The following is a 21,944-nucleotide window of genomic DNA, read 5'->3' on the forward strand; positions in this document are numbered from 1 at the left end:
TCCGAATAAAATAATTCCGAAATATCAGGGCAATACCGGTGTTGATGCATTAAGAATGAGAGATCTGATCGGTTCCAAGTGACCACAAAGCAAGAAGCCCATACCATTATCAAGGGTTGCCTTGAGACCAACACTGCGTGGGTAGAAACCTTTAATGAACTTGGTTGCGTGCTGGCATTCGACCTCGACCCGATGCTTGAAGGGACCGTCACGGTGGATTTCATCGTTAAAGATCTCTGGGACAAAGGAATAAGAGCCACTCAAGACGAAGTTGTTAAAAGTATTTGCAGCTATGCTATAGAAAATAATTACGTATGGTCCATAGAAACTATTTTTGATAACTACGACTACACAGCCAAAACCCTAGAAAACCTTGGCGAAGACAGCAAAGCATTATTGACTGATATGGCTGATGATTCAGGCAATGAAGCTTTTAAATCAATGGCAAAAGCTGGACAATAGATAACAAGCTGAGAACAATAAAACCAGCTTTGATTAGATTTAAGACATATTAACAGTAGCGCTGGTTGAGTTAATTCAAGTGGTGAGGTGCAATTAGAAAGCACTTTACAGCACTTAAGCCTTACGAATACTTTTATCAATAACATTCAGCATAGACTTGCAATCTAGGCTTGCAATAAGTTATCCCATTAATCCATTCAGCTAGATTAAAAATAGCGATGCCTTTTGTAGTGCATGAGGAGCATAAATCATTTCACTAGAAATGAAACCATGAACTGTGAGCTGTCACTCAATGCTTGGAAGTCATAGAATGAAGAGCCACACGGTTGATCTTTCCCACAGAATTAAGAGGAAGAGAGGGAAGTATCTGCAGAACTTCTGGAGCCTTATACCCAACCCGCTCACGGGCAAAAGAAATCAGTTCTGGAACTGTGGGCAGATCAAATCCAGATTTAAAGGACACATAAGCGTGGACGTTTTGTCCATGCACGGCATCTTCAATCCCAATCACGCCTGCCTGGTCTACGGCGGGATGTTCCATCAAGGCTTCTTCTACATCTTGGGGACAAATATTGGATCCATCGTGAACGATGATTTGTTTACGACGTCCGCAGAACCAGAGATAGCCATCATCATCGAGACGCATGGCGTCTCCGGTATTGAGCCAACCCTTCTGAATGGTTTCAGCGGTAGCGGCAGGATTATTCCAATATCCGACGGTCAAAGTAGGTGACTTAACCCAGAGCAAACCCTCCTCACCAAAACTCAGCTCTCGTCCATCGGATGAGCGGATGCAGCCTTCAAAACCAGGGCACATTTTGCCAACAGAACCAATCCGATTTTCACCATCAATCGGGGAGAGGCTTGCAAAGCCAATCTCACTCATGCCGTAACACTCGTCAATCCGCTGTCCAGTGGCCTGTTCAAACTCCACATGCAACTGATGGTTGACCTTGTCACCACCACTGACGCAAAGCCGAACCGATGCAAAGTCGCTGCGTTGTAGGCGTTCATCGCGCACAAGACTGAACAACGTGACAGGTAAGGCCATCACAACCTGAGGATGATGCTCCCGAAGCAAGATTTCGAGGCAGCTACAACTGAGATTGTTAGGCACCAGAACAGAGGCACCACGGCACAACGCCGATAAAGCAAACGTCGATGAAGCGATATGGGATAAAGAACTACCAGCGAGAAATTGCTCACCAGGCCTTAAGCCGGTGACATCAAGAACAGAAGAAAACATCCAGCCCAAGCTTTGCCGTGTATGGGTGACACCCTTCGGCTTTCCTGTACTTCCTGACGTGAAAAATAGAAAGCAAGGCTGATCAGGATCATGCTCAGTTTGCGATAAGGCAAGCTCCCCAAAGTCTTGGCTTAGCTCAGAGATAAATCCATCGTCATTAACCGCAATGCATCCAAGATCGCAGGCCGTTGGAACATTGCTGGCATCAACATCAGTCTGACGTTCGCAGTGATGGATCAGACATCGAGCACCACTCACATCAAGAGCGTGGTTGATTTCGGGAACGGTATAGCGATAGTTCAGTGGCGTTAAAACAAGTCCACAGCGCAAGCCGGCTAAATAATGAATCAACAACTCCAAACTATTAGGCATCAGTGAAGCAATGCGGTCACCAGAGCGAAGTCCAATGCTCCAATAATGCTTGGCTAGAGCATGACAAGACTGCTCAAGTTCAGCCCAGCTCATGCTGCGGTTTAGATCATGCAGAGCCACTGCCTCTGGATCCCGGCTCAAAGCTGGCCGGAGCGGATCGTTGAGTGCGACTGGTTCAGCAAGGAATCGACCGGAGACTTGCAAGGCAACAACTCAATATGTGGCATTAATAGCATGCAGTCATAGTTCCAACAATCAGATTCTGCGCTGATCGCGGCTGTAGACAACCCATTCCAGTAACGACCTTATTTTAAATCTTATCAATGAGCTCGATTCATCTTCCGATTACCCAAATCCAAGGCTAAATCTTCCGGATCGACCTGAAACACTGAGAAATTCAATGTGATCACTCGCTGGATCGTAAAGGGTGTAATTTGCCCCGGAGCCAATACCAATCACGCCGCGTTTTGGCACGGTGTGTTCTTGCTGTTCTTCACCGGCATGATCCTTCACCTTGGACTGAATCGTCCCGCCGTTGAGTTGGAGATGAAATTGACGTCCACTGCGAGCAGTGAATAGACGATTGACATCGAGCCTTGTAAGGCGATCCAAAAGAATCAAGGGTGACGTTGTTTCAAGAAGTTGATCACCAACGTCTGCAGAGCTGCCATGGATCAAACCACAATCCAGTTCGACGAAGCCAAACTGCAGAGAAGCCAGCCAATTGAGATGGTCTACGTTCACCGCTTCTCGCAACTTCTGCATCGTGATTGCTGCGTTGTCACGATCAAAAGCTTCTGGCTTTTGATCGCCTCGATAGCCATGTTCAGCAAGAAGCTGCTCTTCCCACCATCCATAAATGCAATTGGGCTGTAGATCCCCACGCTTTGGTTGGCGTAATCGCGATAGCAAGGCATTGCAATCGCGATCAGGACCAACCATGTCGCCCAGCACAAAGAGATGCGCCGTGCCGCGCTTGCTTTTCAAGTCGGATTGAATTTGCTCATTCCGATCAAATGTCACTTGCGTCTGTACAAAGTGTTGAAATCCACGAGGTTGATGCAACACGATGCGTTGTTAAGGATGAATGGGAGTCCATCGATGGGTCTGCAACTGCAATCCGCTGAGTTCCTCCATGAGGACGGCATCACCTACTGCATCCGCCGCGACACGCTGGAGCAGGACTTCACTATTTATGAAAAGCGCGATGGCCAATGGCTCGATTGCGGAATCGATCAGGCGGTGAAAGATCTGAACTTTGCTGAGTTCAAGCGCCTTGGCTTGCTGAGCAAAAAAATCATGGATGCCGATCAGTGGTTGGCATAGCTCTCACCATCAGGCCGCTGCGGGGCGAGGGGCTGGGCACCAGCTGCAAGGAAAGGTCCTGATCCGGTTCCAGCTGCAGCTTTACCTTCTGGAGCAGACCTACCACCATCAAACGAATCTCCAGTTCCGCCAGGGCCTTGCCGAGGCACACCCTCTCTCCTCCTCCAAAAGGGAGCAGAGTTTGATCAAAGGAACCATCAAGATGGCGTTGGGGGCGGAAGTGGGACAGATCGCTGCTATCCATTTGCCCGGAGGGGCTAAGGGCCACCTGGATCACACTGTTCTCTGGCACCTCCACATCCGCTAACTCAATCTTGCGCAGGCTGCGGCGGAAGACCCCACCCACAGGTGGGGTCTGGCGCATGACCTCCAATACCGTGGCATCAAGACGAGCTGATTGCGGTATTGAGCTGGCTGGCCACGGAGACTCCATCAGCTCAGGAAGCAACCATTGCATCACCTCCGGCTGGATCAGCAGGGCCCGAAACAGGCAGCTCAGCGATGAAGCTGTGGTCTCATAGCCGGCGAACAGCAAAAGCAACAATTGTTCCGCCAGGTCATCGTCATCCAGCGGAATCCCAGCTTCATCAAGACCACCACTAATCAGATCAAGCCCCCCCCGATTGCTGCCCTGTTGCAACACCTGCTTGATGCGCTTAAGCAAACGCTGGCGTGCGGCCATGGCACGAGCGAAGGGAGTACCGGGGATCGCCAGAGGAAGTGAAAACAGGGCCTTGGTCCAGATCTCAAAATCAGCGAAGAGCACCTCGCGGCTTTCTCGATCCAGCCCCAGAACAGTGGTGGCGATCACCGCAAAAGCAAAGCGGCGCATCATCGCTGATAACGACACGCAACCAGGGCTTTGGATCAGATCATTGGCGAGCTCATCGATCAGCCCGGTAATCGATGGGGTGTAGCGGACCAACGCAGCGCTTGAAAACAACTGCCCAACAACCCTGCGCCGGGCTTTATGGCCAGGTCCGCTGCGATTGGCCAAAGAGCGGCTCCCAAGCAACTGCTTCACACTTTCGGGCCACCAGCCCTCTAAGGAGTCGCCTTGATTGAGCAACTCCGTAATCGCTCGTTCTCCGCGGATGAACACGATGCGCTGCGCCAGCAACTTGGTGGCGAACACATCTCCATAGGCGTCAAATCGCCGCTGGGCAAACGACGGATCATTGAAGAAATCAAGGGTCTCCTTGAGTCCGGTCACGGCAGCGGTGCTGGGCAAAGGCTTTGCAGTCATGGGCCCAAGCGCTAAGAAGCCATCAAGCTATCGCTTTAATCAGCTGCGTTTTTGAGGGCAGACGGCGCATCCAACGTTTTTAGAGAATTAAATAAGGCAATGAGTGAAGTCCTGGTACAGAAGGAAATCACCGTGTTTTTTGCGTTCTAAATTACAAACAGAGAAGAGAGAGGGTTTGTCATGAACAAGAAGGTGGTTGTGAAGAAGGTGGTTGTACTCGATACCAATGTTCTTCTGCATGATCCAGAAGCTCCGAGCAGCTTTGGATCTGATCGCATTGTTCTCCCGATTCAGGTGATCGAGGAAATTGATCGTTTCAAGCGGGATCCCTCTGAAAAGGGTCGCAACTCCCGTCGGGTCGCCCGGTTGCTTGATGGTCTGCGGGAGCGGGGAAATCTCGCAGACGGTGTTCCATTAACGCCTGATGGTGACGGCACCCTCGAGGTGGCGTTCTGCCGGGCTGAGACCTTGGCCCAGTTGCCACCGGAACTGCGCGGTGGCGGCGGCGACAACAACATCCTGGCTGTAGCTCTGGAACAGATGCGGGCTAAGGGCCTAAGCGAAGCTCCAGAGGTGGTGTTGATCACCAAAGACACCAATTTGCGCATCAAAGCTGATGCCGTAGGCCTAGCTGCGCAGGATTACGCCAACGACAAAGTGGCGATCTCCGACCTCTATCCGGGGGCAAGAGGCGTGAAGGTCTCAGCTGATCTCATCGATGAGCTGCGTCAAAATGGACGTCTTTCCTTGAAGGCCCTGCCCGCTGAAGCGGTGGCGTCATTGCAACCCAATGAGGGGGTGACGCTGATTGATCGAGACAGCTCAGACCACACCTTCCTGGCACGTCAACACGGCGATTCGGGAGAACTAGAACCTCTGGTTTGGCTGAAACGCGCCCGCCTCGGTCGCCTAAAGCCACGCAACCGCGAACAGAACTTTGCCCTCGATTTGCTGCTGGATCCATCTGTGGAACTCGTCACCCTTGTGGGTAAAGCCGGAACCGGCAAAACCTTGCTAGCGATTGCAGCCGGCTTGCATCAGGTGGCGGATGAGCATCGTTATGCCCGGCTGCTGGTGACCCGTCCGCCAATCTCACTCGGCAAAGAGATCGGCTTTCTGCCGGGAACTCTGGACGAGAAACTTGCTCCTTGGATGCAACCGATCGTGGACAACCTGGATTTCCTGACGGGTGATGCCATGAGCAATGAGCAAAAGGATGATCGCCGCCGCCATGGTGGTGGTCCAAAAAGCTCCTGGTCTGATCTCCGCGAGATGGGACTTCTAGAAGTAGAAGCCATCAATTACATACGTGGACGATCGATTCCTCATCAATTCATGGTGGTCGACGAGGCACAAAATCTCACCCCTCATGAGGTGAAAACAATCGTGACTCGTGTGGGTGAAGGAACGAAGATCGTGTTCACCGGTGACCCTTATCAGATTGATAACCCCTACGTGGATGCGGAGAGCAACGGACTCACTTGGCTCGCAGAGCGCTTAAAAGGTCAGACCCTCGTGGGTCATATGACCTTGACGCGGGGGGAACGAAGTGCATTGGCTGAACTAGCAGCCAACATGTTGTGAAGGAGCAGCCCATGGTTTCAAATTTCATGGATTCAGGCTTGCCAAGTGAAAATCCAGCCCGAGTGGCTCACAACCTTGAGCAGATTATTCACTCGGACAACTATCGACTCGCGCATCAGGATCTTGATCTTCTCAATCGTTCCTCAATGCGTGGCGTAAGGATGTTGCTGGAAATCAGAAAGCCTGAGCTTTTCTTGGAGGAGGCTGGCATCACCTCAACAATCATTGTGTTTGGAGGTGCACGCTTACAGGAAAAGTTAGCTGCAGAAGCGAGTCTTAAGGAAGCGATCAAAGAGCTGGATGCAAATCCAGATTCAGCAGAATGGAAGCGAAAGGTGAGTCGAGCCAGAAAGATGGTGGAACTCTCTTCGTATTACGACGCAGCAAGGGAATTTGCTTTTCTAGCCTCCCATTTTGGTCAATCAGGACCAATCTCAGGGCCTAGTTGTTCTACCCATGTGATTGTGACAGGAGGTGGTCCTGGAATCATGGAAGCAGCTAATCGTGGTGCTTTTGATGCTGGTTGCCGTTCAATCGGACTGAATATTGAACTGCCCCATGAACAAAATCCTAATCCATACATCACGCCAAATCTCTGCTTTAAATTTAATTATTTTGCACTGCGTAAATTTCACTTTGTGATGCGTGCCGTAGGTGCTGTTTTGTTTCCAGGTGGTTACGGCACCCTCGATGAGCTTTTTGAGTTATTGACGCTGCGGCAGGTGGGAACACAACATGCCATGCCTATTGTGCTCTTCGGCAAAGACTATTGGTCACGACTGATTGATTTTGAGTTTATGGCTGATTCAGGACTGATTGATGATGAAGATCTCAAACTAATCCAGTTTGCAGACACGGCTACTGAAGCCTGGGATCTGATTCAAAATCAAACCTTTAATCCTGGATGAGAGCTTCAAATTACAAATATTTGCCTTAATAACAACATCCCTTCTGCCTGAGTGCTTTGTAAATGAAAGATTCTCCGACAAGAAACAAATATGCTGGACAGCAAGCACTATTCATAAAAAACATATCTGCACATCAAGGCAATAGTTCTAGCCATCAACTGATCATTCAAGGACAGGGCGCCTGTATTCGCAATCCTTAAGCCGCAATCGCATCGATCCTCCTAAGGAAACAAAATAATGAAACCTCTAAAACTCACATCGGTTTGATTTCTTTGAAGCCTGAAGATGACGTAACACCCTTGCTAGGATTGAATCTGCATCAAGTTGATTGTCATGGGCGATATCTGGTTTGACGCCAATCATCTCGAAGCCTGGCTTGGCGGACAGCCCGTAATCCACGACCTTTGCTTAAAATTAAAAATTGGAGAGTCAACAACAATACTGGGGCCAAACGGGGCTGGCAAAAGCACAATCGTTAACCTGATTAATCGCAGTCTTTACCCAATCGTTAAACAGGATTCTCATCTGGCGATTTTTGGAACGAGCACCATCAATATTTGGGAATTACGCTCCTCTATTGGGATCGTCAATAGTGATTTAGAAACAAGATTTCGTCCATCAATTCTTGCAAAAGAATTGATTCAAAGTGCCTTTTTTGGTTCAACACGGCTAGGGCGTGACCAGAATCCCAGCCTGGATCAAATCGCTAAAAGCGACATGCTCCTGAACCAACTAAATCTTGAGGCCTTCGCAGAGAAGCCCTATGGACAGCTGTCAGACGGCCAGCGTCGCCGGTTGATGATTGCCAGGGCGCTCGTCCACAATCCCAAGGTGCTGGTTCTTGATGAACCATGTAGAGCACTTGATCTCAAGGCATGCCATCAACTCTTGGACACAATGCGAGAGCTGTGCCAAAAAGGCACCACCCTCCTGGTGATCACCCATCGGATTGACACCATTCTCCCGGAAATGCGCAGGATTTTATTCGTCAAGCAGGGAAGAGTTTGCGCAGATGGCACTCCAGAGCAATTATTACAAGACCACAAACTAAGCAATCTGTTTAATACTCCCTTACGCGTACTCGAGCACAAGGGATTCAGACAGGTCTTGCCAGGTTGAGAACAAAGAGCTGATTGATGGTGTGGCCTTGATTAATTTATGACGGTAAAAGAGAACACTCTTGAAGGGTGATACAAGCAGCTATGTCAACTGGGCTGTTGATCGTGAGCGGATGCGTGACCGCGCTCACGCACTCAAATAACAGCGGATCTGTTGGAAGAGCAAGACGCTTGGCAGCTTCCCGCCTGAACGCAAGAGGGGCTTCGCTGTAGAGCAAGCTCACGTGCGGATCAAGCTTGTAACCGAGTGCGTTAGGAGAGCTGAGGCACAACTGTTGGAACCAAGGCTGGAGTTCTCTGAGAGCTTCGGAGTTGAAACGCAACACCAAACTCTGCGTGAATGTTTCGATTGCCTCGATCGCTTTTGGGGAGAGCAAAACGGGTTGATGGCCATCGGCGAGTTGCTGGAGGCGATCGATCGCCATTCCTTCACTCTTGGGATGATCAGCATCAAGAGCATGGCTGTAAAGCGTGAGATGCAACGGCAACATGCAAAACCCTCCCCCATGCGACATCCCCTCACAGGCCAGAAGCGAGAGCTGATTCAGCCTGACCTGCGCCTCTGGTCCAGGTAGCAGCCAATACGACACAGCTTGGCGAGACATTTATCCACCGTAGACAACTCAGTTCATCCACCAAGATGGGGATCGGAAGGAATCATGCAGCCTCTGCGTCTGGTTCCTCATACAAGTGTTTGAGCTGATCCAATTCGGCCATCAGATAGTGAATCTCGAGCCAGTCCGTAGACAATTCAATAGCGGTTTCCAACCGCTCAATCTGACGCTGTAGAAGCAAGGACATCAGCCAGGGAACGGGTTTCGCTATAGAACCGCGATCTCAAAGTTATGCAAGCCCCCGTAGTGCCAGAAAACAACGGATGAATCCATCGCTATCTCTTGGGTTGACGATTGCGAGAAGCCATGACGATTCACCCCAGTGGATAGCTCTCGCATGAACTCAGCCCTTGCTGGCATCCGGGAAATCCGTGACCACCTTCTCAAGGTGGATGTTGATCTCAACGCTCTGCCAAGCCTGCAACCAGACGCCATCGCTGCAGCTGTGATGCGCTGCGATCCGGATCCCGAATGGAGAGAACGCATTCTGCGAGGGATGACACTGGTTGCCATGTTCGACGGTTCCCCAAGTCCGGAAGCTCTTGCGCTGTTGGAGCAAACAGCAACGGACTTCCAAGTGGTCTCCCTCCACCTGTGTTTCGACATGACTGCTGCAATCTGATTAAAGACATCGATGCATGGGCTCATTTCGCCGATCCCATTGAAATCGTACGGAAACGTTTCTCCATCCCAGCGCGCGGTCGACATCCTGAATATCCCAACAAGGGTGCAGGTCTCAATTAAAAAAAGACCTTGAGATATTGACACAACTGGATTAGACCAAGCGAAGTATGCTAAAAACCACAGAATGATCAGCTAAAAGTCAGCAACCAGGGAAGGAATAAAACATGTAGAACTCATATATAAAACATCTACATGCGAGTTCAATGACTGCAAATCTACTATAGCCTAAAGCTTGAACATCTAAGACATAGCACCAAATAAATTAAATCTCTTTGAGAATCAACCTTGTACGAATAAATTTATAAAAAAGGTATTCAGGCGAATGATAAATCTTGGGAAGCGAAGAGTGCAATCGCTGAAGGCAATCCCAACAGATTGTTCGTTTAACCTTTTCAAGGCTGCTACCTGCCTCAACCAACAGTCTCAAGGCTTTGCAGTAGGAAGGGAAACCACTTTCCAGATCTGCAATTGTTTTTGGCTTTATAGTCATAGTCATTGGTGATGACTAAAGGCCTGTTCAGTTTCAGCTGATGACAAGCTCTTTTGCTGTGTCAGGGATTACTTGATCAAGTATCAGAGTTTTGGGTGTATGGATCACGACATTGTTTTAGTATAATTCTATACGCAGATTGTTTAATGTCGCGGAGGAAGCGATGCAAACGCAGAAAGGCTCATCAGACATTGACAGCTCTTTCTTTGCAATCCAATCCGTAATCAATAACGTCTAGGCGCCTGGTTAGATAAAAACGCATGAAAGACGGCCAGTTACCAGAGAAGCTCTTGACATTGGTGACCACCCCTTGGCTTGGCGATGCTGCAGTCATGAGCCAAGTTGGTATTCACGAGGACCATGCAAATAATGAACGTTCATGTGTTCCAAACAACATCGTGGTGTGGTATTTTTGACATGACATTGATGACTTAATCGAAAGTTAACAATACCTTGAACTTTTCTTATCAGTGGCTGCATCTATCCGGAACTAGTTTTCAAAGGTGTCAAAAATGGCATCACCAAGCATTACTCATGAACTCATTTAAGAAGCTTTCAATTGCTACTATTTTGGTTGCATTTGGAGCTGGAGTCTCTACACATGCAGCTCCTCGATTGACAGGAGCTGGCGCTTCTTTCCCAGCCAAGATCTACACACGCTGGCTTGCAGATTTAGCCAATTCTGGGGGGCCACAGGTGAACTACCAATCCGTTGGATCTGGTTCTGGCCGTCGTCAGTTCATGGCAAACACGGTTGACTTCGGTGCATCGGATGATCCGATGAAAAAGAAGGACATGGCCAAGGTGAAGCGCGGCGTGGTCCAAATCCCCATGGTGGGTGGCACGATTGCGTTCGGCTACAACAAGCCTGGCTGCAACCTGAAGCTGACTCAGACTCAGGCTGTGCGCGTTGCAACAGGCAAGATCACCAACTGGAAGGATCTTGGTTGTTCCGGCGGCACGATTACTTGGGTGCATCGCTCAGACGGCTCTGGCACCACCAAGGCTTTCACAAACTCCATGCAGGCTTTTTCTCCTGAATGGAAGTTAGGAACTGGTAAGTCTGTGAAGTGGCCTGGCAAGAATGCTGTAGGCGCCAAAGGCAACGAAGGCGTTTCAGCCGTGATTCAAAACAAAGTTGGCGCCATTGGCTACGTCAACCAGTCCTATATCAGGGGCAAAGTCGTCGCTGCAGCACTACAGAACAAATCTGGCGAGTACCTGAAGCCCTCGGTTTCAGCTGGAGCCAAGGCACTCAATGGGATCAGCCTCGATAAGGACTTAGCAGGTAAAAACCCCAATCCATCTGCAAAAGGTGCCTACCCCATTGCAACCTTGACATGGGTCCTGGCTTATAAGACTGGTAACGGTGCCAAGGCCAAGACAGTTCAAGACACGTTGAACTACATGCTGAGCAGCAAAGCTCAGAAAGTTGCACCTTCTCTTGGTTTTGTTCCATTGAAGGGCAACATTTTGGCGAAGTCCAAAGCTGCGGTGAAAAAGATTGGCAAATAATCAAGAAAGATTGAGCCCATTCAATTTGGATTGATTGTTGTCAACAATTTGCGTCTAAATCCCTAGCCCCGCCAGCAGCGGGGTTTTTTATTGCCCATGGACTTAGGAGTAGCGCGATGTGTTCTACGTATCCAATGAAGCTTTAAAGACTTACTAGCCTCTTAAGGAGACGTTTCCTCCGCTATGTCTTCCTTGCTGGAGGTATTCCTTCAGTTTTTTGTATTGGGTTGCACGTCCTTTGGAGGCCCTGTGGCCCACCTTGGCTATTTTCATGAGCGCTTTGTGCTGCGCGAGCATTGGCTCAAGGCAGATGCCTACAGCGATCTTGTCGCGCTATGTCAATTGCTGCCAGGACCATCGAGTTCCCAGGTAGGGATGGGCATTGGCTTGATCAGGGCTGGATGGTTAGGAGGGTTAGCAGCCTGGGTTGGTTTCACTCTGCCGTCGGCAGTGTTGATGGTGGTAGCCGCAGCCTTGCTCTCATCTCAACCAAGCTGGTTCGCAGATGGCTGGGTGCATGGCCTGCTGGTGGCTGCAGTGGCTGTTGTGGCCCAGGCAGTTGTTTCGCTCCAGCAGAAACTTGCCCCAGATCGAGAGCGGGCCACCTTGATGGCTTTATCTGCCGTTCTGGTTCTGATGATTCCGCATGCTTGGGCGCAGCTACTGACCTTGGCTGTTGGCGGACTGGTGGGACTTGTGGTCATTGCTCCTCCAGAGAACGCGTCCTTGCAGTCGACCCGGCTTGTGGTTCCACTCAGTCGGTGGCTTGCTCTGGTGATGTTGGGATTTCTGTGGGTGTTGTTGCTGGCTCTGCCTTGGCTTTCGGCGGCGGATAGACCAATCGTTGTGCAACAGCTCAGTGGATTTTTACGGACCGGTGCGCTGGTTTTCGGGGGTGGGCACGTGGTGCTGCCCCTCTTGGAGCAAACCCTTGTTCCCCACGGTTGGATCGGGATTGATCAATTTTTGACGGGTTATGGATTTGCCCAAGCCCTACCGGGGCCGATGTTCAGCTTTGCGGCATTCCTTGGTTTTGACCTACAGGCGGGGCTTCATGGCCTCGGTGGCGCTTTGCTGGCCATAACGGCGCTCTTCCTTCCTTCTTTTTTGCTCATTGGTGGCATCTTGCCGTTCTGGAGTGACCTTGGCCGTCTGGGCATGATGCGTCGAGCTCTTGTTGGCATCAATGCAGCTGTTGTTGGCATCCTGCTGGCCGCATTCTTTCAACCTGTTTGGCAATCAGCGATTCGCGGTAGTGCGGAGTTCAGCCTTGCAATCACGGCCTTTCTGATGTTGATCTGCTGGAAGCAACCGGCATGGAGAGTTGTGCTGTTTTGTGCCTTGGTGGGGGGCTTGATTTTCTCTTGATGTTGCTTTTACAGAATCATGGAATCTGGCGTTGATGGCTATGGCTACTGCTGCGGCTGCAGGCTCAGTGTTCCTCGTTCGGCATCCAGCGCATCCACATCCAGCTTCAAGTCGGTGGCGGGTAATTCAACAGTGAGCCGGCCGTCGCCATCGCCGGCATGCAATTTCAACGGTTGGCTGGGATCAAAGCGGAAGTGGTGGATGTCGGCGCCCGTGCGGGCACTGGGGCGTTCGTCCATCCCCACCCATTGGGCACCTGCGATCGCTTCGCCGTCGTCGATCAGATCTGCCGGGCTGAGTTCAGCTTTGGAGCGGCGATCGAAATAGGCCCACCAGCCCACCTTGGCTTCGCGGTGGTGGAAGGGCAGCAGCTGAGCCAGCAGCCTGTGGGCCTGCCAGCTCATCCCGCGCGGCCCCAGTGCACGTTCATCCGCCAGGTGATCGGGAATCTCTTCGAGCAGCTGTTGGCTGAGCAGCTCCGACTGTTGCGGTTCCCGTGGCTCCTGATCAGCGTCATTTAGAGGCAACTGCAGGGGTTGCTCCGGCAGGCCTTGCTCACGCCTGAACTTCAGCAGCCAGTCGTGCAAAAGCGCAGTGCTTTCGCAGTCTTCGCGGTTGTAGTCCTCAATGGCCTGCAGCTTCGGGCTGGCGCCAGGCGCTTCGCCCGGTACCTCCGGCTCACCGGAGAGCTGCCAGTGCAAGTAGGCCACCACCGAATCGCCGGCGTTGGTCACCCCCGCCTGGCGCTGCTCCATATAAAAGCTCCACCTTCTTGATCGAGTAGCTCGGCTCACCCAGCACGATCGCGCTGGTCACCACCGGCAGCAGGTCCACCAGCAGGCCGCTGCGCAGCCAGTTGTCGATCTCCGCTTCCCGCGTGGCGTGCTGCTGCGCCAGCCGCCGCATCGCTGTTTTCTCATAGGCCGCGTAGTGATAGACGTGCAGGCCCGGATGGCTCCGGCGCCGTGCTTCCACCCAATCCACCCAGGCAGCAAAGGCGGTTTTTTCTTCCGTTTCGTTGTGGGCCCACCAGCCCTTGAAGCGGGGCTTGCCCTCTGGTGCTTCGCGATAGCAAGCGCCAAACAGGTATTCGAGCTTGGTTCCCGCCACGGAATCCTGGATGCCCTCCATGTCGAACCAGATGTCGCCGGGATCCGCTGCCGGCAGTGCTCCCAAACCTTTTCCCTCCACCAGCAGCCGCAGCCGACGGCCGGCCGGCCGTCGGCATCCACAGCAGTGAGTTGCAGTTCGGCCTGCTGGCGCAGCTCATGCAAGGCCTCGCCCGACAGCCCTTTCACGTTGCTGCCAGCCGGCAACACCGCCAGCGGCTCGATTGTGCTGATCTTCGGCGCGCAGTTTCTGGCGTTGGCTCTGGCGCATGCCCGCCACCAGCATCAGATCGCGCTGCTGCTCGAGCCGTTCCTCAATGAACGCTGTCCAGTTGCTGTGATCACCCGGTGCATCCTCAGGCGCTTGGCTGGGGTCAAAACGTTCCTGAAAAGCTGAGAAGCGTTGGCGCAGATGCCGATACCAGGCCCAGAACTGATCCGTGTTGTAGCGCTGAAACCTGCCGCCACCCAGATACAGATCGAACTGGTCCGGCCGACGACCGAGAAGCGGGGTGAGCAGTTCGCAGTAGGCCGAGGCCTGCACCAGGAAGGTGGTATTTGGTTTACTCGCCAACTTGCATTCGATGGGGATGTAGCTCCAATCGCCCAGTGCGGATGGCTGCTCGGTCTTGCGCAACAGATCAGCACTGCCGCGCATGCCGCCATGGCACAGCGAGGCCTGATGGATGAAGTCGAACCCGTCTGCCATCGCCTCACGTGTGGCGGCGTAATCGGCGTCGCTTTGCTTCCCCGGTAATCGGGCAATCCGGTGCCCTTCCTTCTCCAGCTTGGTGAGCAACACCTGTTCATGGCGCAGGCCATCGGCAAACAGCTGCTGATCCAGCTCACTCACCTCTGGCTTGCTGCCTTCAAACAGCTTGCGTGCTTCCAGCTCCTGCCACCAAGCCCCGATCACCGGGCTGATCGAAAACAGCGACAGCTGGCTCGGGGTGATCAGACGCATTGATATGACCAAGGCATATCAGGTTCATAGAGATCTAACTGTCCCCGACCCGAATGCCCCTTGCTGCAGCTGCTGCCGTCTGATGTAGCAGGCCAGCACACTCAATAGTTGATAACAGCCTGCCCCAAGCAATGTTCGCCTTTACATGTATCGCAATAAACATGTTCCTTGCGATACATGATTATTGCTTCAGCGGCGACGGGCTGCTCACACAAGGACAGATGACATTGGGGGCGGAGTGAGAAACCGCTCTTTTTTTATGCACAGGCAAAAGAAAACCCCGCCAAAGGCAGGGTCTCTCGGCTTCTCGTTGGGCGTGTTGCCTAGTTTCCACTCCGTGAAGAAGCCCTCCTCACGATTAAATAATGCCTCAGAAATCTCGCTGAGCAAGCCTCTACGGATCAGTTGGTTGACTGTTCATTGGAATCTTCTCAGGATGTGCACGGCCAACTCCTCACAAGGTTTGGCTCCTCACACCCCCCGAAGAAGGCTTCGTCACCTTCTTTTTTTATGCCTTGGCTTACCCCCTCTCGGGTGCCCAGCCAGCAGTGCTTTGCAAGTAATTAATGAATACGATGAATCCATGATCCGCACGACATTCACCACCGCAGCGCTCGCCTTCGCTGCAGCCTTCACGTCAGCACCAGTGCAAGCTGAAATCGTCAAGGCTGAGTGCAAGCTCTCCAAGTATGGAGATACTCCCCGTACTGAAATCTTTCCATGTGAATTTCGTCAGTCCGCTGGCAACGCGCAGATCTGGAGTAAGAACTGGAACTTTGAATTCCTGGCAGTTGATCAGGGCAAGACTTATGTGCGGATCAATTCCAATCCACTATCGTTCCATTGCCTCGGCAAATACAGCCTCTTCGTCTTTCAGAACGGGATGCCCGCTCAAGAGTTCGAGCGTTAATCCATCCTTCGAGACGTAATGGTTCACCCCATCTCTGGAGCCCAGCCAGCAGTGCTTTGCCAGGTGGGTGCCCAGAGCTTGCAGGTCTTGGTCAGGTGCTGACCCTGCTGCAATTGCTGCTGCCTGATATTGCAAGCCACCAAGGTGTGGCAGTGCTGATCCACTCCACGCCTGAAGTGCTGACACGCCATGCAAACAGGCGGCAGCGCAGCAATCGCCTGATCTTCAGTGCCGCCGTCTTCCCACACCAGCGCGCTGACGCTGATCAGATGGGAGATCTAAGGCACAACCTTCCCTTTGCGCCGTTGCTTGCGATGCAATGCGTCTGCCCAGAGCAGGGCTTGTCCATAGCGGGGAGTGATTGTCATTTCAGTTCCAAAAAAGTTTTGAGCATCGCCACCAGCTCCTTTTTGCTGAAGCTTTCGAGCGGTGGAGGTGGTGCCTGAATCCCCTGAGCTTCCAGGGTTTGGCATAGCTCTGCTTTCTTGTGCTTGGAAAAGCCCTTGATGCCGTTTTCCTTGCAGAGGCGCTTGAGCGTGGTCACCGTCTGCTGCTTAAAACAGCCCTTGCCCAGCAGTGCTTTCGCATCCATCTGACCTGTGAGTTGAGCCTCAGCAGATACCACTCCAAACGTTGCAGCCTTGAGTTCCTGGTCGATCTCGCGCAGGGCTCTGGCGTCAGACGCAGCTACAGATTTCAGGTTGGCCCGCAGGGCTTCAGCGAGTCGTCCCATCGGTTCCGTCCTCGAGCGTGGCCTGCATGGTTTGTTGCTTCTCCACGATCGCTTCGAGTTGCTGCTTCGTCGAGGTCCAGCGGCGAATAAAGCGAGCGATCGCTTTGATCAAACCACCAAGAAAGCCTCCTCCCTGGTAGCTGCGGCGGCCCATCTGATAAGCCCCGAATTCATTCACCAGGTCATCGCCAGCGTCTTCCAGTTCGCCCACCACGTTTGTCACGATCTCAAGCATCTCGTAGGCCTCCTGCCTGATCGATGCTTCCCGGTTGGCAATCTCCCTCAGCTTCGTTTCAAGCTTCTGCATGGCTGCTCGGTTGCGATCGGCCTTACCCCTGTAGAGCCCTCTGCTCACCATCAGGCTCCGGTAGCTCTTGCACAGTTCGAGATAAGCCGCATCAAGCTCGTCCCGTTGCAGCTCAGCCGGTTCTGATGGAAACGTCCCTGTTGAAGGGAACGATGTAGTCATATGAATCTCACTGGTGCTTGCAAAAGCATGCAGCAGGTTTCGGCTTTTTAGATCCCCCACTCAGGGGATTTTCAGGCGCAGCACTAGCTCAACGTGAGCCTCGATTCTCCAGGTAGTTCTGGAATAAATAACGCTGCACGCCTCGAGAAAAAAAAGAATGCACGATCAGGACCAAATTTATTTGTAGTTCGAATATCGTCGAAGTCAAATAAAAACGACTCAAACCAGAGTTTTTACATCTTCATGCGTGCTCTCCCGATCGCTTTGACCTTGGGCCTTTTGTTTGGGGGATTGGCTGAGCGAGGACAGATCGCCCAAGCTCAATCCGTTGATGTCACAACCATCAAAGATGAACTTAGCCCCAGTGAATTCAGGGCCTATGGAGAAAGTTCACCTAAGAAACTGAAATCTCGCCTTGGTGAACTCACATTCACCAAGGGCGGTTTTGCAGGCGGTTACCCCAGTCTTGAGACCATCGATACTCTTAAGAATGAGCTCGATTTTCAAAAGGCAACACAGGCGTACATCTGGGCCGCTCCGATTGTCAGTTATGCCCGATGGCTTGAGTCCCATGAAGAGCTTTTCGGTGCCAAAGATGGCCAGATTGTGCGGCTCACCTCTCCAAAGGCGAAGCAGGGAATTCTGACGGCAAATGCCACAACTCCATATGCGGTTGCCTTTGCCGATCTCTCTAGAACAGGGCCACTGGTTTTTGACATTCCCAAAGGACTGTCAGCAGGGGTTGTCAATGACATCTGGCAGCGTGGCATTCATGATTTCGGGATGTCTGGTCCGGATCAGGGCAATGGCGCGAAGCTGCTCGTCCTTGCGCCTCAGATGGCCATCCCCGATGGTTTGGATACCAATGAGTACACCGTCATTCGCAATGGCTCGAACATTGCGTTTTTTGGGATCAGGGCTCTGATGCCTGATCCTGCTGAGGCGGATCAGCTGTTATCAAGTTTCCGCATCTTTCCCTATGCAGAACGTGCCAATCCCACCCTGAATCCGATCATTGATGTGGATGAAAGCACGGAGTGGGGGCAATGGCAGCCCCATGGGATGGCCTACTGGAAGGCATTGAAAAAAATCATGGATCGCGAAGTTTTTGAAGATCGCGATCGCTTCTTTTTGAGCATGCTCGCCTCGCTTGGTCTGGAGAAGGGCCAACCATTACAGCCCACGGCGACTCAGGCTGAGGTCTTGAAAGAAGCTGCCGTGATCGGTGAGGCCATGCTCAAGTCGATCACCTTTGACAAGCCCTTCTCGAACAATGATCTTTACAAGGGCACGCACTGGGATCAGCTGATGGTGGTCACGGTGGATGACCGAGATGGTGATATGGACCAGCTGTATCGCAGGGCAGCCTTTACCTGGGAGGCAGTTTCAAGGGGCAAGGCTTATTACATCGAGAAGGCAGGCATCGGACAGCAATACCGGACGGCCTACAAGGATGGCAATGGCAATTTTTTGGAAGGCGACAAGCACTACAAGCTGACGATGCCGCCAAACGCGCCTGCAGAAGTGTTCTGGTCGATTGTGGTTTATGACGTCAATTCGCGCACGCTGATTCTCAACGATGAAAATAGGGCTGCACTGAGCTCGAGAACGGGTCTGATTGAGAACGACGATGGTTCAGTGACGATGCACTTCAGCCCTGAATTGCCGGCCGGCGTTGATAAAGCCAATTGGATTCAAACCAATCCCAAGGAGAGCTGGTTCTCCTATCTGCGCTTTTACGGACCGACTCAGGCCTATTTCGATCAGACCTATCCCTTGCAGGACATCATGCCTGTGAACTAACGATTGCATGAGAAAGCCCCACCAAGGGGCTGCTACCAGAAGTGCTACTCGGGGCGCGAGATCAGTCCTTCCTGTTACATCAATGTCTTCAGACAATCCAACTCAACATTAAGGAGATAAGAAAATGAAAACCAAGCACTTCATCCTCACCGCCGCTGTTCTTGCAGGATCAATTGCCGTTTCACCCCTTCAAGCGCAGGAGAGTCCAACCTATAAAGCGAAGGTTCCCGAGGTATTGCTAACTCCCGACAAGATGGAGAGCAGCTATCTCGGTGAACTGAGATTCCAAGACGGTTTTCCAACGAAGGAAACTGCCTCCAAAGTGAGCAACTTCGTAGACATCTCCCGTGCGGTCGAACTGTTCATCAATGGAACGCCAGCCGCTTCGATGTATGGAATGCTTAACGGGCACGTCAAAATCGGTCTCGAGCCCAACCACTCAGTAGGGATCACTGAGGAGTTGATGAATGCCCGTTCTCTGTGGCTCACGCCACAGACGACCACGCCTTACGTGCATGCGGAAATCGATGTGAAAGACGGACCCGTGGTGCTCGAGATCGGTACACCGGTGCTCGGTTTTGTGAATGATGCCTTCTTCCGTTATGTCACGGACCTGGGGTTGGTCGGTGCCGACAAGGGCAAAGGAGGCAAATACCTCTTGGTGGGCCCTGACTATGAAGGGGAGATCCCCGAAGGATATTTCGTCTCCAAGACATCGGCCTACCGTCATTGGGCGTTGATGCGTATCGCCGCCAAGCCCGGTGAAACCAAGGAGGCCATTGAGGCCTTCAAGAAAACCTTCAAGATTTACCCACTTGCCGACGCCAACAATCCCGAGCCGACTGGGTTTATCAATCTGTCAAACAAGCAATACAACACCATTCATGCCAATGACGCGAGCTTCTACGACGAGCTCAATGAAGTGATTCAGTATGAGCCCGCGACCGCTTGGGATCCTGAGCTAGTTGGGCAAGCTGGGGCGATTGGCATCAAAAAAGGACAGACGTTCAAGCCGGACGATCGGATGAAGCAGATCCTCACCGAGGCTTCCACCATCGCCAATGCCTATGCCCGGACCGTCGTCTTCAGCCCTCGCAATCAAGAGGTTTACTTTTACCCGGGGAAGCGTCAGTGGTATTCACCTCTGGCTGGAGGGAGCCATGAGTTTCTCAACAATGGCGAGCGAGTGTTGGATGATCGCCTGATCTTTTACTACTACGCCACAGGCAGCACCCCGATGATGGTCAAGCCAATGGTTGGCAAGGGTTCGGTCTATGCGATGACAACCACTGATGGCAATGGCGTGCCTCTGAATGGAGCGATGACCTACAAGGTGACGTTGCCAGCGCCGATTCCGGCCAAAGACTTCTGGTCTTTCATGGTCTATGACAATCAGACTCGTTCGATCCTCGAGACCGATCAGGTCACCGGTGGTTTGGATAGCAACTCAAAAGACGTGAAACTGAATGATGATGGGTCTGCGACCATTTATTTCGGCCCCAAGGCACCGGAAGGACAAGAAGGCAATTGGGTGCAGACCATGCCTGGCAAGGGATACAACGCGATCCTTCGTCTCTACGGACCGCTTGAACCATGGTTTGCAAAAACCTGGATGCCCGGCGACTTCGAATCAGTTAAATAGCAAGACAATTGTCAAGCTGTAAATACATACAGACAAACGCACCACTTGCGTAGAGAGTGGTGCTGTTTTGTGCCGCGGTTGGTGCATTCCCCCTGGCCTGATCCATTCCTCTGCAGAATCACTGCATTGATGGGGAGCGTGGTGGCTGAAGCTGGTGTGAATCCTGCTGATCAACGCTGGAATTTCTGGCCGCTGCTGCCGCTGTATCCCTACGGCAAGCGCGCCACCCACGTTGAAGAGCTGATTCCTGGCCAGGTCTGGAGCTTTGAGCAGCTCCAGGGCGTGTATTACGTCGCCGTGCCGATCCGGCTCAGCGTGGTGAAGGTGCCCGGCGGCTTGATGCTGGTGAATCCGCTGCCTCCCACCGCTGAATTGCTCGCAGGCCTTAGGGCCCTGGAAGCTGAGCATGGACCCGTGTGCACGATCGTGTTGCCCACCGCATCTGGCCTGGAGCACAAACTTCCGCTCGGCCCGCTCGCACGCGCCTTCCCCAAGGCTGAGGTCTGGGTGTGCCCAGGCCAGTGGAGTTTTCCGGTGCAGCTTCCCCTGAGCTGGCTCGGGGTACCGGCTGCGCGCACCAAAATTTTGCTTACGGATGGTGTGCCCCATCCCGAGATCTGCCAATGGATCTCGCTTGGCCCCCTCGATCTCGGTGTAGGCCGCTTTCAAGAGATCAGCTGCCTGCATCAACCCAGCGGCGCCCTGTTGATTACTGATGCCCTGGTGGGCATTCACGCAACACCACCCGCGATCTTTGATCGCGATCCCACGCCTCTGCTGTTTCATGCGCGCGATCGAGGTGATCAACCCCTCACTGATTCGCCAGAGGCTCGCCGGCGTGGCTGGGCCCGGTTGGTGTTGTTTGCCTCCTATCTCCGGCCCCATTGCCTGCGGGTGCCGCCGATCGCCGAGCTATTACGCCATGCTTTCCGGCCGGGGTTGCGGAGCTGGAAAGCCCATTTCGGGGTGTATCCGTTCGATTGGCAAACCGGATGGCGTGACGATGCGGCTGCCTTGATGGGGGAGGAAACCGCCAAATTGCAGGTGGCTCCAGTACTGGAACGGCTGGTGTTACCGCGAGCCCAACAGGCGATCAACGCCTGGCTTCAGCAACTGGAATCCCATGCGGATCTGCTCTGGTTGATCCCAGCGCATTACAGCGCGCCGATTGCCTTCAACGCGCAACAGGCATCAGCGTTGCGATCAGAGCTGCAGCAGAAAAACTGGGCACCCAATGAAGGAAACTGGACCTTCCTCAGTGGTATCGATCAGCGGCTTTTAGAGCTTGGATTTGTCCCAGAAAATCCATCAAAAAAGACTGATCTTTCAAAAGATCAGTCTTACGATTAAATAATTGGCAGACATTAAAAAGAGAGCTATT

The 21,944-nt window shown here is 52.4% G+C and carries 23 protein-coding genes and 1 pseudogene; 12 read left to right on the top strand and 12 right to left on the bottom strand.

The window, feature by feature from the left end:
* Positions 1-78 precede the first annotated feature (78 nt).
* A complete protein-coding gene (locus SynSYN20_RS07890; RefSeq protein ID WP_186522793.1) occupies positions 79-462 on the top strand; it encodes a hypothetical protein in 384 nt (127 codons plus the stop codon).
* Between the two features lie 289 nt (positions 463-751).
* Here the strand turns inward: SynSYN20_RS07890 and SynSYN20_RS07895 are convergent, their stop codons facing one another.
* Positions 752-2,284, bottom strand: coding sequence for a class I adenylate-forming enzyme family protein (locus SynSYN20_RS07895; protein WP_186522794.1), 1,533 nt, complete (start codon positions 2,282-2,284; stop codon positions 752-754).
* Between the two features lie 141 nt (positions 2,285-2,425).
* A complete protein-coding gene (locus SynSYN20_RS07900) occupies positions 2,426-3,067 on the bottom strand; it encodes a phosphoesterase (RefSeq protein ID WP_255476203.1) in 642 nt (213 codons plus the stop codon).
* Between the two features lie 114 nt (positions 3,068-3,181).
* On the opposite strand from SynSYN20_RS07900, the gene SynSYN20_RS07905 reads away from it, so the two are divergent.
* A complete protein-coding gene (locus SynSYN20_RS07905) occupies positions 3,182-3,406 on the top strand; it encodes a hypothetical protein (RefSeq protein ID WP_186525524.1) in 225 nt (74 codons plus the stop codon).
* On the opposite strand, the gene SynSYN20_RS07910 is transcribed toward SynSYN20_RS07905, so the two are convergent.
* Positions 3,378-4,652, bottom strand: coding sequence for a cytochrome P450 (locus SynSYN20_RS07910; protein WP_186522796.1), 1,275 nt, complete (start codon positions 4,650-4,652; stop codon positions 3,378-3,380). The genes SynSYN20_RS07905 and SynSYN20_RS07910 overlap by 29 nt on opposite strands.
* A 180-nt stretch (positions 4,653-4,832) precedes the next feature.
* Here SynSYN20_RS07910 and SynSYN20_RS07915 point away from each other — a divergent pair, with 180 nt between their 5' ends.
* From SynSYN20_RS07915 to SynSYN20_RS07925, 3 genes are all read left to right on the top strand, one after another.
* Positions 4,833-6,236 (top strand): PhoH family protein, encoded by a 1,404-nt coding sequence (locus SynSYN20_RS07915; protein ID WP_186522798.1) that lies wholly within the window; start codon positions 4,833-4,835, stop codon positions 6,234-6,236.
* An 11-nt stretch (positions 6,237-6,247) separates the two neighbouring features.
* On the top strand, positions 6,248-7,144 hold the full coding sequence (locus SynSYN20_RS07920) for an LOG family protein (RefSeq protein WP_255476204.1): 897 nt from the start codon (positions 6,248-6,250) through the stop codon (positions 7,142-7,144).
* A gap of 333 nt (positions 7,145-7,477) precedes the next feature.
* Positions 7,478-8,263: an ABC transporter ATP-binding protein gene (locus SynSYN20_RS07925; protein ID WP_186522800.1), complete on the top strand. Its 786-nt coding sequence runs from the start codon at positions 7,478-7,480 to the stop codon at positions 8,261-8,263.
* 37 nt (positions 8,264-8,300) lie between these two features.
* Here SynSYN20_RS07925 and SynSYN20_RS07930 read toward each other — a convergent pair whose 3' ends face one another.
* Together SynSYN20_RS07930 and SynSYN20_RS07935 are read right to left on the bottom strand one after the other, a co-directional pair.
* Entirely contained in the window at positions 8,301-8,867 is a 567-nt protein-coding gene (locus SynSYN20_RS07930) for a hypothetical protein (protein WP_186522802.1), read from the bottom strand.
* Between the two features lie 52 nt (positions 8,868-8,919).
* Positions 8,920-9,063, bottom strand: coding sequence for a hypothetical protein (locus SynSYN20_RS07935; protein WP_186522804.1), 144 nt, complete (start codon positions 9,061-9,063; stop codon positions 8,920-8,922).
* 150 nt (positions 9,064-9,213) lie between these two features.
* Between SynSYN20_RS07935 and SynSYN20_RS07940 the strand changes: the two genes are divergently transcribed.
* Positions 9,214-9,498, top strand: coding sequence for a hypothetical protein (locus SynSYN20_RS07940; RefSeq protein ID WP_255476205.1), 285 nt, complete (start codon positions 9,214-9,216; stop codon positions 9,496-9,498).
* Positions 9,499-9,822: 324 nt separating this feature from the next.
* Here SynSYN20_RS07940 and SynSYN20_RS07945 read toward each other — a convergent pair whose 3' ends face one another.
* Positions 9,823-10,056, bottom strand: a complete 234-nt coding sequence (locus tag SynSYN20_RS07945) for a DUF3136 domain-containing protein (RefSeq protein ID WP_186522806.1) — start codon at positions 10,054-10,056, stop codon at positions 9,823-9,825.
* Positions 10,057-10,584: 528 nt separating this feature from the next.
* On the opposite strand from SynSYN20_RS07945, the gene pstS reads away from it, so the two are divergent.
* Both pstS and chrA read left to right on the top strand, forming a co-directional pair.
* Positions 10,585-11,565 carry a phosphate ABC transporter substrate-binding protein PstS gene (gene pstS, locus SynSYN20_RS07950; protein ID WP_186522808.1) on the top strand — a complete coding sequence of 327 codons (981 nt, stop codon included), beginning with the start codon at positions 10,585-10,587 and terminating at the stop codon, positions 11,563-11,565.
* 183 nt (positions 11,566-11,748) lie between these two features.
* Positions 11,749-12,933 carry a chromate efflux transporter gene (chrA, locus tag SynSYN20_RS07955; RefSeq protein ID WP_186522810.1) on the top strand — a complete coding sequence of 395 codons (1,185 nt, stop codon included), beginning with the start codon at positions 11,749-11,751 and terminating at the stop codon, positions 12,931-12,933.
* A 44-nt stretch (positions 12,934-12,977) separates the two neighbouring features.
* Here the strand turns inward: chrA and SynSYN20_RS14505 are convergent, their stop codons facing one another.
* From SynSYN20_RS14505 to SynSYN20_RS14515, 3 genes are all read right to left on the bottom strand, one after another.
* Complete coding sequence (locus SynSYN20_RS14505) at positions 12,978-13,667, bottom strand: ribonuclease H-like domain-containing protein (RefSeq protein WP_255476206.1); 690 nt, start codon at positions 13,665-13,667, stop codon at positions 12,978-12,980.
* Positions 13,612-14,064 carry a ribonuclease H-like domain-containing protein gene (locus SynSYN20_RS14510; RefSeq protein ID WP_255476207.1) on the bottom strand — a complete coding sequence of 151 codons (453 nt, stop codon included), beginning with the start codon at positions 14,062-14,064 and terminating at the stop codon, positions 13,612-13,614. Before SynSYN20_RS14510 ends, SynSYN20_RS14505 begins: the two co-directional genes overlap by 56 nt.
* Positions 14,065-14,199: 135 nt before the next feature.
* Positions 14,200-15,006, bottom strand: coding sequence for a hypothetical protein (locus SynSYN20_RS14515; protein ID WP_255476208.1), 807 nt, complete (start codon positions 15,004-15,006; stop codon positions 14,200-14,202).
* A gap of 583 nt (positions 15,007-15,589) precedes the next feature.
* On the opposite strand from SynSYN20_RS14515, the gene SynSYN20_RS07965 reads away from it, so the two are divergent.
* Complete coding sequence (locus SynSYN20_RS07965; protein WP_186522812.1) at positions 15,590-15,916, top strand: hypothetical protein; 327 nt, start codon at positions 15,590-15,592, stop codon at positions 15,914-15,916.
* Between the two features lie 203 nt (positions 15,917-16,119).
* On the opposite strand, the pseudogene SynSYN20_RS14520 reads toward SynSYN20_RS07965, so the two are convergent.
* The 3 genes and pseudogenes from SynSYN20_RS14520 to SynSYN20_RS07980 all read right to left on the bottom strand — a co-directional run.
* Positions 16,120-16,284, bottom strand: a pseudogene (locus SynSYN20_RS14520) (phosphohydrolase); the annotation flags it as partial.
* Positions 16,281-16,649: a hypothetical protein gene (locus SynSYN20_RS07975; protein WP_186522814.1), complete on the bottom strand. Its 369-nt coding sequence runs from the start codon at positions 16,647-16,649 to the stop codon at positions 16,281-16,283. The gene SynSYN20_RS07975 and the pseudogene SynSYN20_RS14520, both read right to left, overlap by 4 nt.
* Positions 16,633-17,118 carry a hypothetical protein gene (locus tag SynSYN20_RS07980; protein ID WP_186522816.1) on the bottom strand — a complete coding sequence of 162 codons (486 nt, stop codon included), beginning with the start codon at positions 17,116-17,118 and terminating at the stop codon, positions 16,633-16,635. The genes SynSYN20_RS07975 and SynSYN20_RS07980 overlap by 17 nt, the downstream gene beginning before the upstream one ends.
* A gap of 243 nt (positions 17,119-17,361) precedes the next feature.
* On the opposite strand from SynSYN20_RS07980, the gene SynSYN20_RS07985 reads away from it, so the two are divergent.
* The 3 genes from SynSYN20_RS07985 to SynSYN20_RS07995 all read left to right on the top strand — a co-directional run bounded on the left by SynSYN20_RS07985 (position 17,362) and on the right by SynSYN20_RS07995 (position 21,913).
* Entirely contained in the window at positions 17,362-18,921 is a 1,560-nt protein-coding gene (locus tag SynSYN20_RS07985; RefSeq protein ID WP_186522818.1) for a DUF1214 domain-containing protein, read from the top strand.
* A 124-nt stretch (positions 18,922-19,045) separates the two neighbouring features.
* The gene (locus SynSYN20_RS07990) at positions 19,046-20,563 is read left to right on the top strand and encodes a DUF1254 domain-containing protein (protein ID WP_186522820.1); all 1,518 of its coding nucleotides are present in this window, start codon (positions 19,046-19,048) and stop codon (positions 20,561-20,563) included.
* Positions 20,564-20,692: 129 nt separating this feature from the next.
* Entirely contained in the window at positions 20,693-21,913 is a 1,221-nt protein-coding gene (locus SynSYN20_RS07995) for a DUF4336 domain-containing protein (protein ID WP_186525527.1), read from the top strand.
* The last annotated feature ends 31 nt before the right edge of the window (positions 21,914-21,944 follow it).

It is taken from the genome of Synechococcus sp. SYN20 (genome assembly GCF_014279555.1).
Taxonomy (GTDB): Bacteria; Cyanobacteriota; Cyanobacteriia; order PCC-6307; family Cyanobiaceae; genus Synechococcus_C.

Bases quoted from the DNA above. Each gene is read 5' to 3' on its own strand.
- SynSYN20_RS07905 (WP_186525524.1), top strand. From the start codon at position 3,182: ATGGGTCTGCAACTGCAATCCGCTGAGTTCCTCCATGAGGACGGCATC.
- SynSYN20_RS07910 (WP_186522796.1), bottom strand. From the start codon at position 4,652: ATGACTGCAAAGCCTTTGCCCAGCACCGCTGCCGTGACCGGACTCAAG.
- SynSYN20_RS07915 (WP_186522798.1), top strand. From the start codon at position 4,833: ATGAACAAGAAGGTGGTTGTGAAGAAGGTGGTTGTACTCGATACCAAT.
- SynSYN20_RS07920 (WP_255476204.1), top strand. From the start codon at position 6,248: ATGGTTTCAAATTTCATGGATTCAGGCTTGCCAAGTGAAAATCCAGCC.
- SynSYN20_RS07925 (WP_186522800.1), top strand. From the start codon at position 7,478: ATGGGCGATATCTGGTTTGACGCCAATCATCTCGAAGCCTGGCTTGGC.
- SynSYN20_RS07930 (WP_186522802.1), bottom strand. From the start codon at position 8,867: ATGTCTCGCCAAGCTGTGTCGTATTGGCTGCTACCTGGACCAGAGGCG.
- SynSYN20_RS07935 (WP_186522804.1), bottom strand. From the start codon at position 9,063: ATGTCCTTGCTTCTACAGCGTCAGATTGAGCGGTTGGAAACCGCTATT.
- SynSYN20_RS07940 (WP_255476205.1), top strand. From the start codon at position 9,214: ATGAACTCAGCCCTTGCTGGCATCCGGGAAATCCGTGACCACCTTCTC.
- SynSYN20_RS07945 (WP_186522806.1), bottom strand. From the start codon at position 10,056: ATGACTATGACTATAAAGCCAAAAACAATTGCAGATCTGGAAAGTGGT.
- pstS (WP_186522808.1), top strand. From the start codon at position 10,585: ATGAACTCATTTAAGAAGCTTTCAATTGCTACTATTTTGGTTGCATTT.
- chrA (WP_186522810.1), top strand. From the start codon at position 11,749: ATGTCTTCCTTGCTGGAGGTATTCCTTCAGTTTTTTGTATTGGGTTGC.
- SynSYN20_RS14510 (WP_255476207.1), bottom strand. From the start codon at position 14,064: ATGGAGGGCATCCAGGATTCCGTGGCGGGAACCAAGCTCGAATACCTG.
- SynSYN20_RS14515 (WP_255476208.1), bottom strand. From the start codon at position 15,006: ATGCGTCTGATCACCCCGAGCCAGCTGTCGCTGTTTTCGATCAGCCCG.
- SynSYN20_RS07965 (WP_186522812.1), top strand. From the start codon at position 15,590: ATGATCCGCACGACATTCACCACCGCAGCGCTCGCCTTCGCTGCAGCC.
- SynSYN20_RS07975 (WP_186522814.1), bottom strand. From the start codon at position 16,649: ATGGGACGACTCGCTGAAGCCCTGCGGGCCAACCTGAAATCTGTAGCT.
- SynSYN20_RS07980 (WP_186522816.1), bottom strand. From the start codon at position 17,118: ATGACTACATCGTTCCCTTCAACAGGGACGTTTCCATCAGAACCGGCT.
- SynSYN20_RS07985 (WP_186522818.1), top strand. From the start codon at position 17,362: ATGCGTGCTCTCCCGATCGCTTTGACCTTGGGCCTTTTGTTTGGGGGA.
- SynSYN20_RS07990 (WP_186522820.1), top strand. From the start codon at position 19,046: ATGAAAACCAAGCACTTCATCCTCACCGCCGCTGTTCTTGCAGGATCA.
- SynSYN20_RS07995 (WP_186525527.1), top strand. From the start codon at position 20,693: ATGGGGAGCGTGGTGGCTGAAGCTGGTGTGAATCCTGCTGATCAACGC.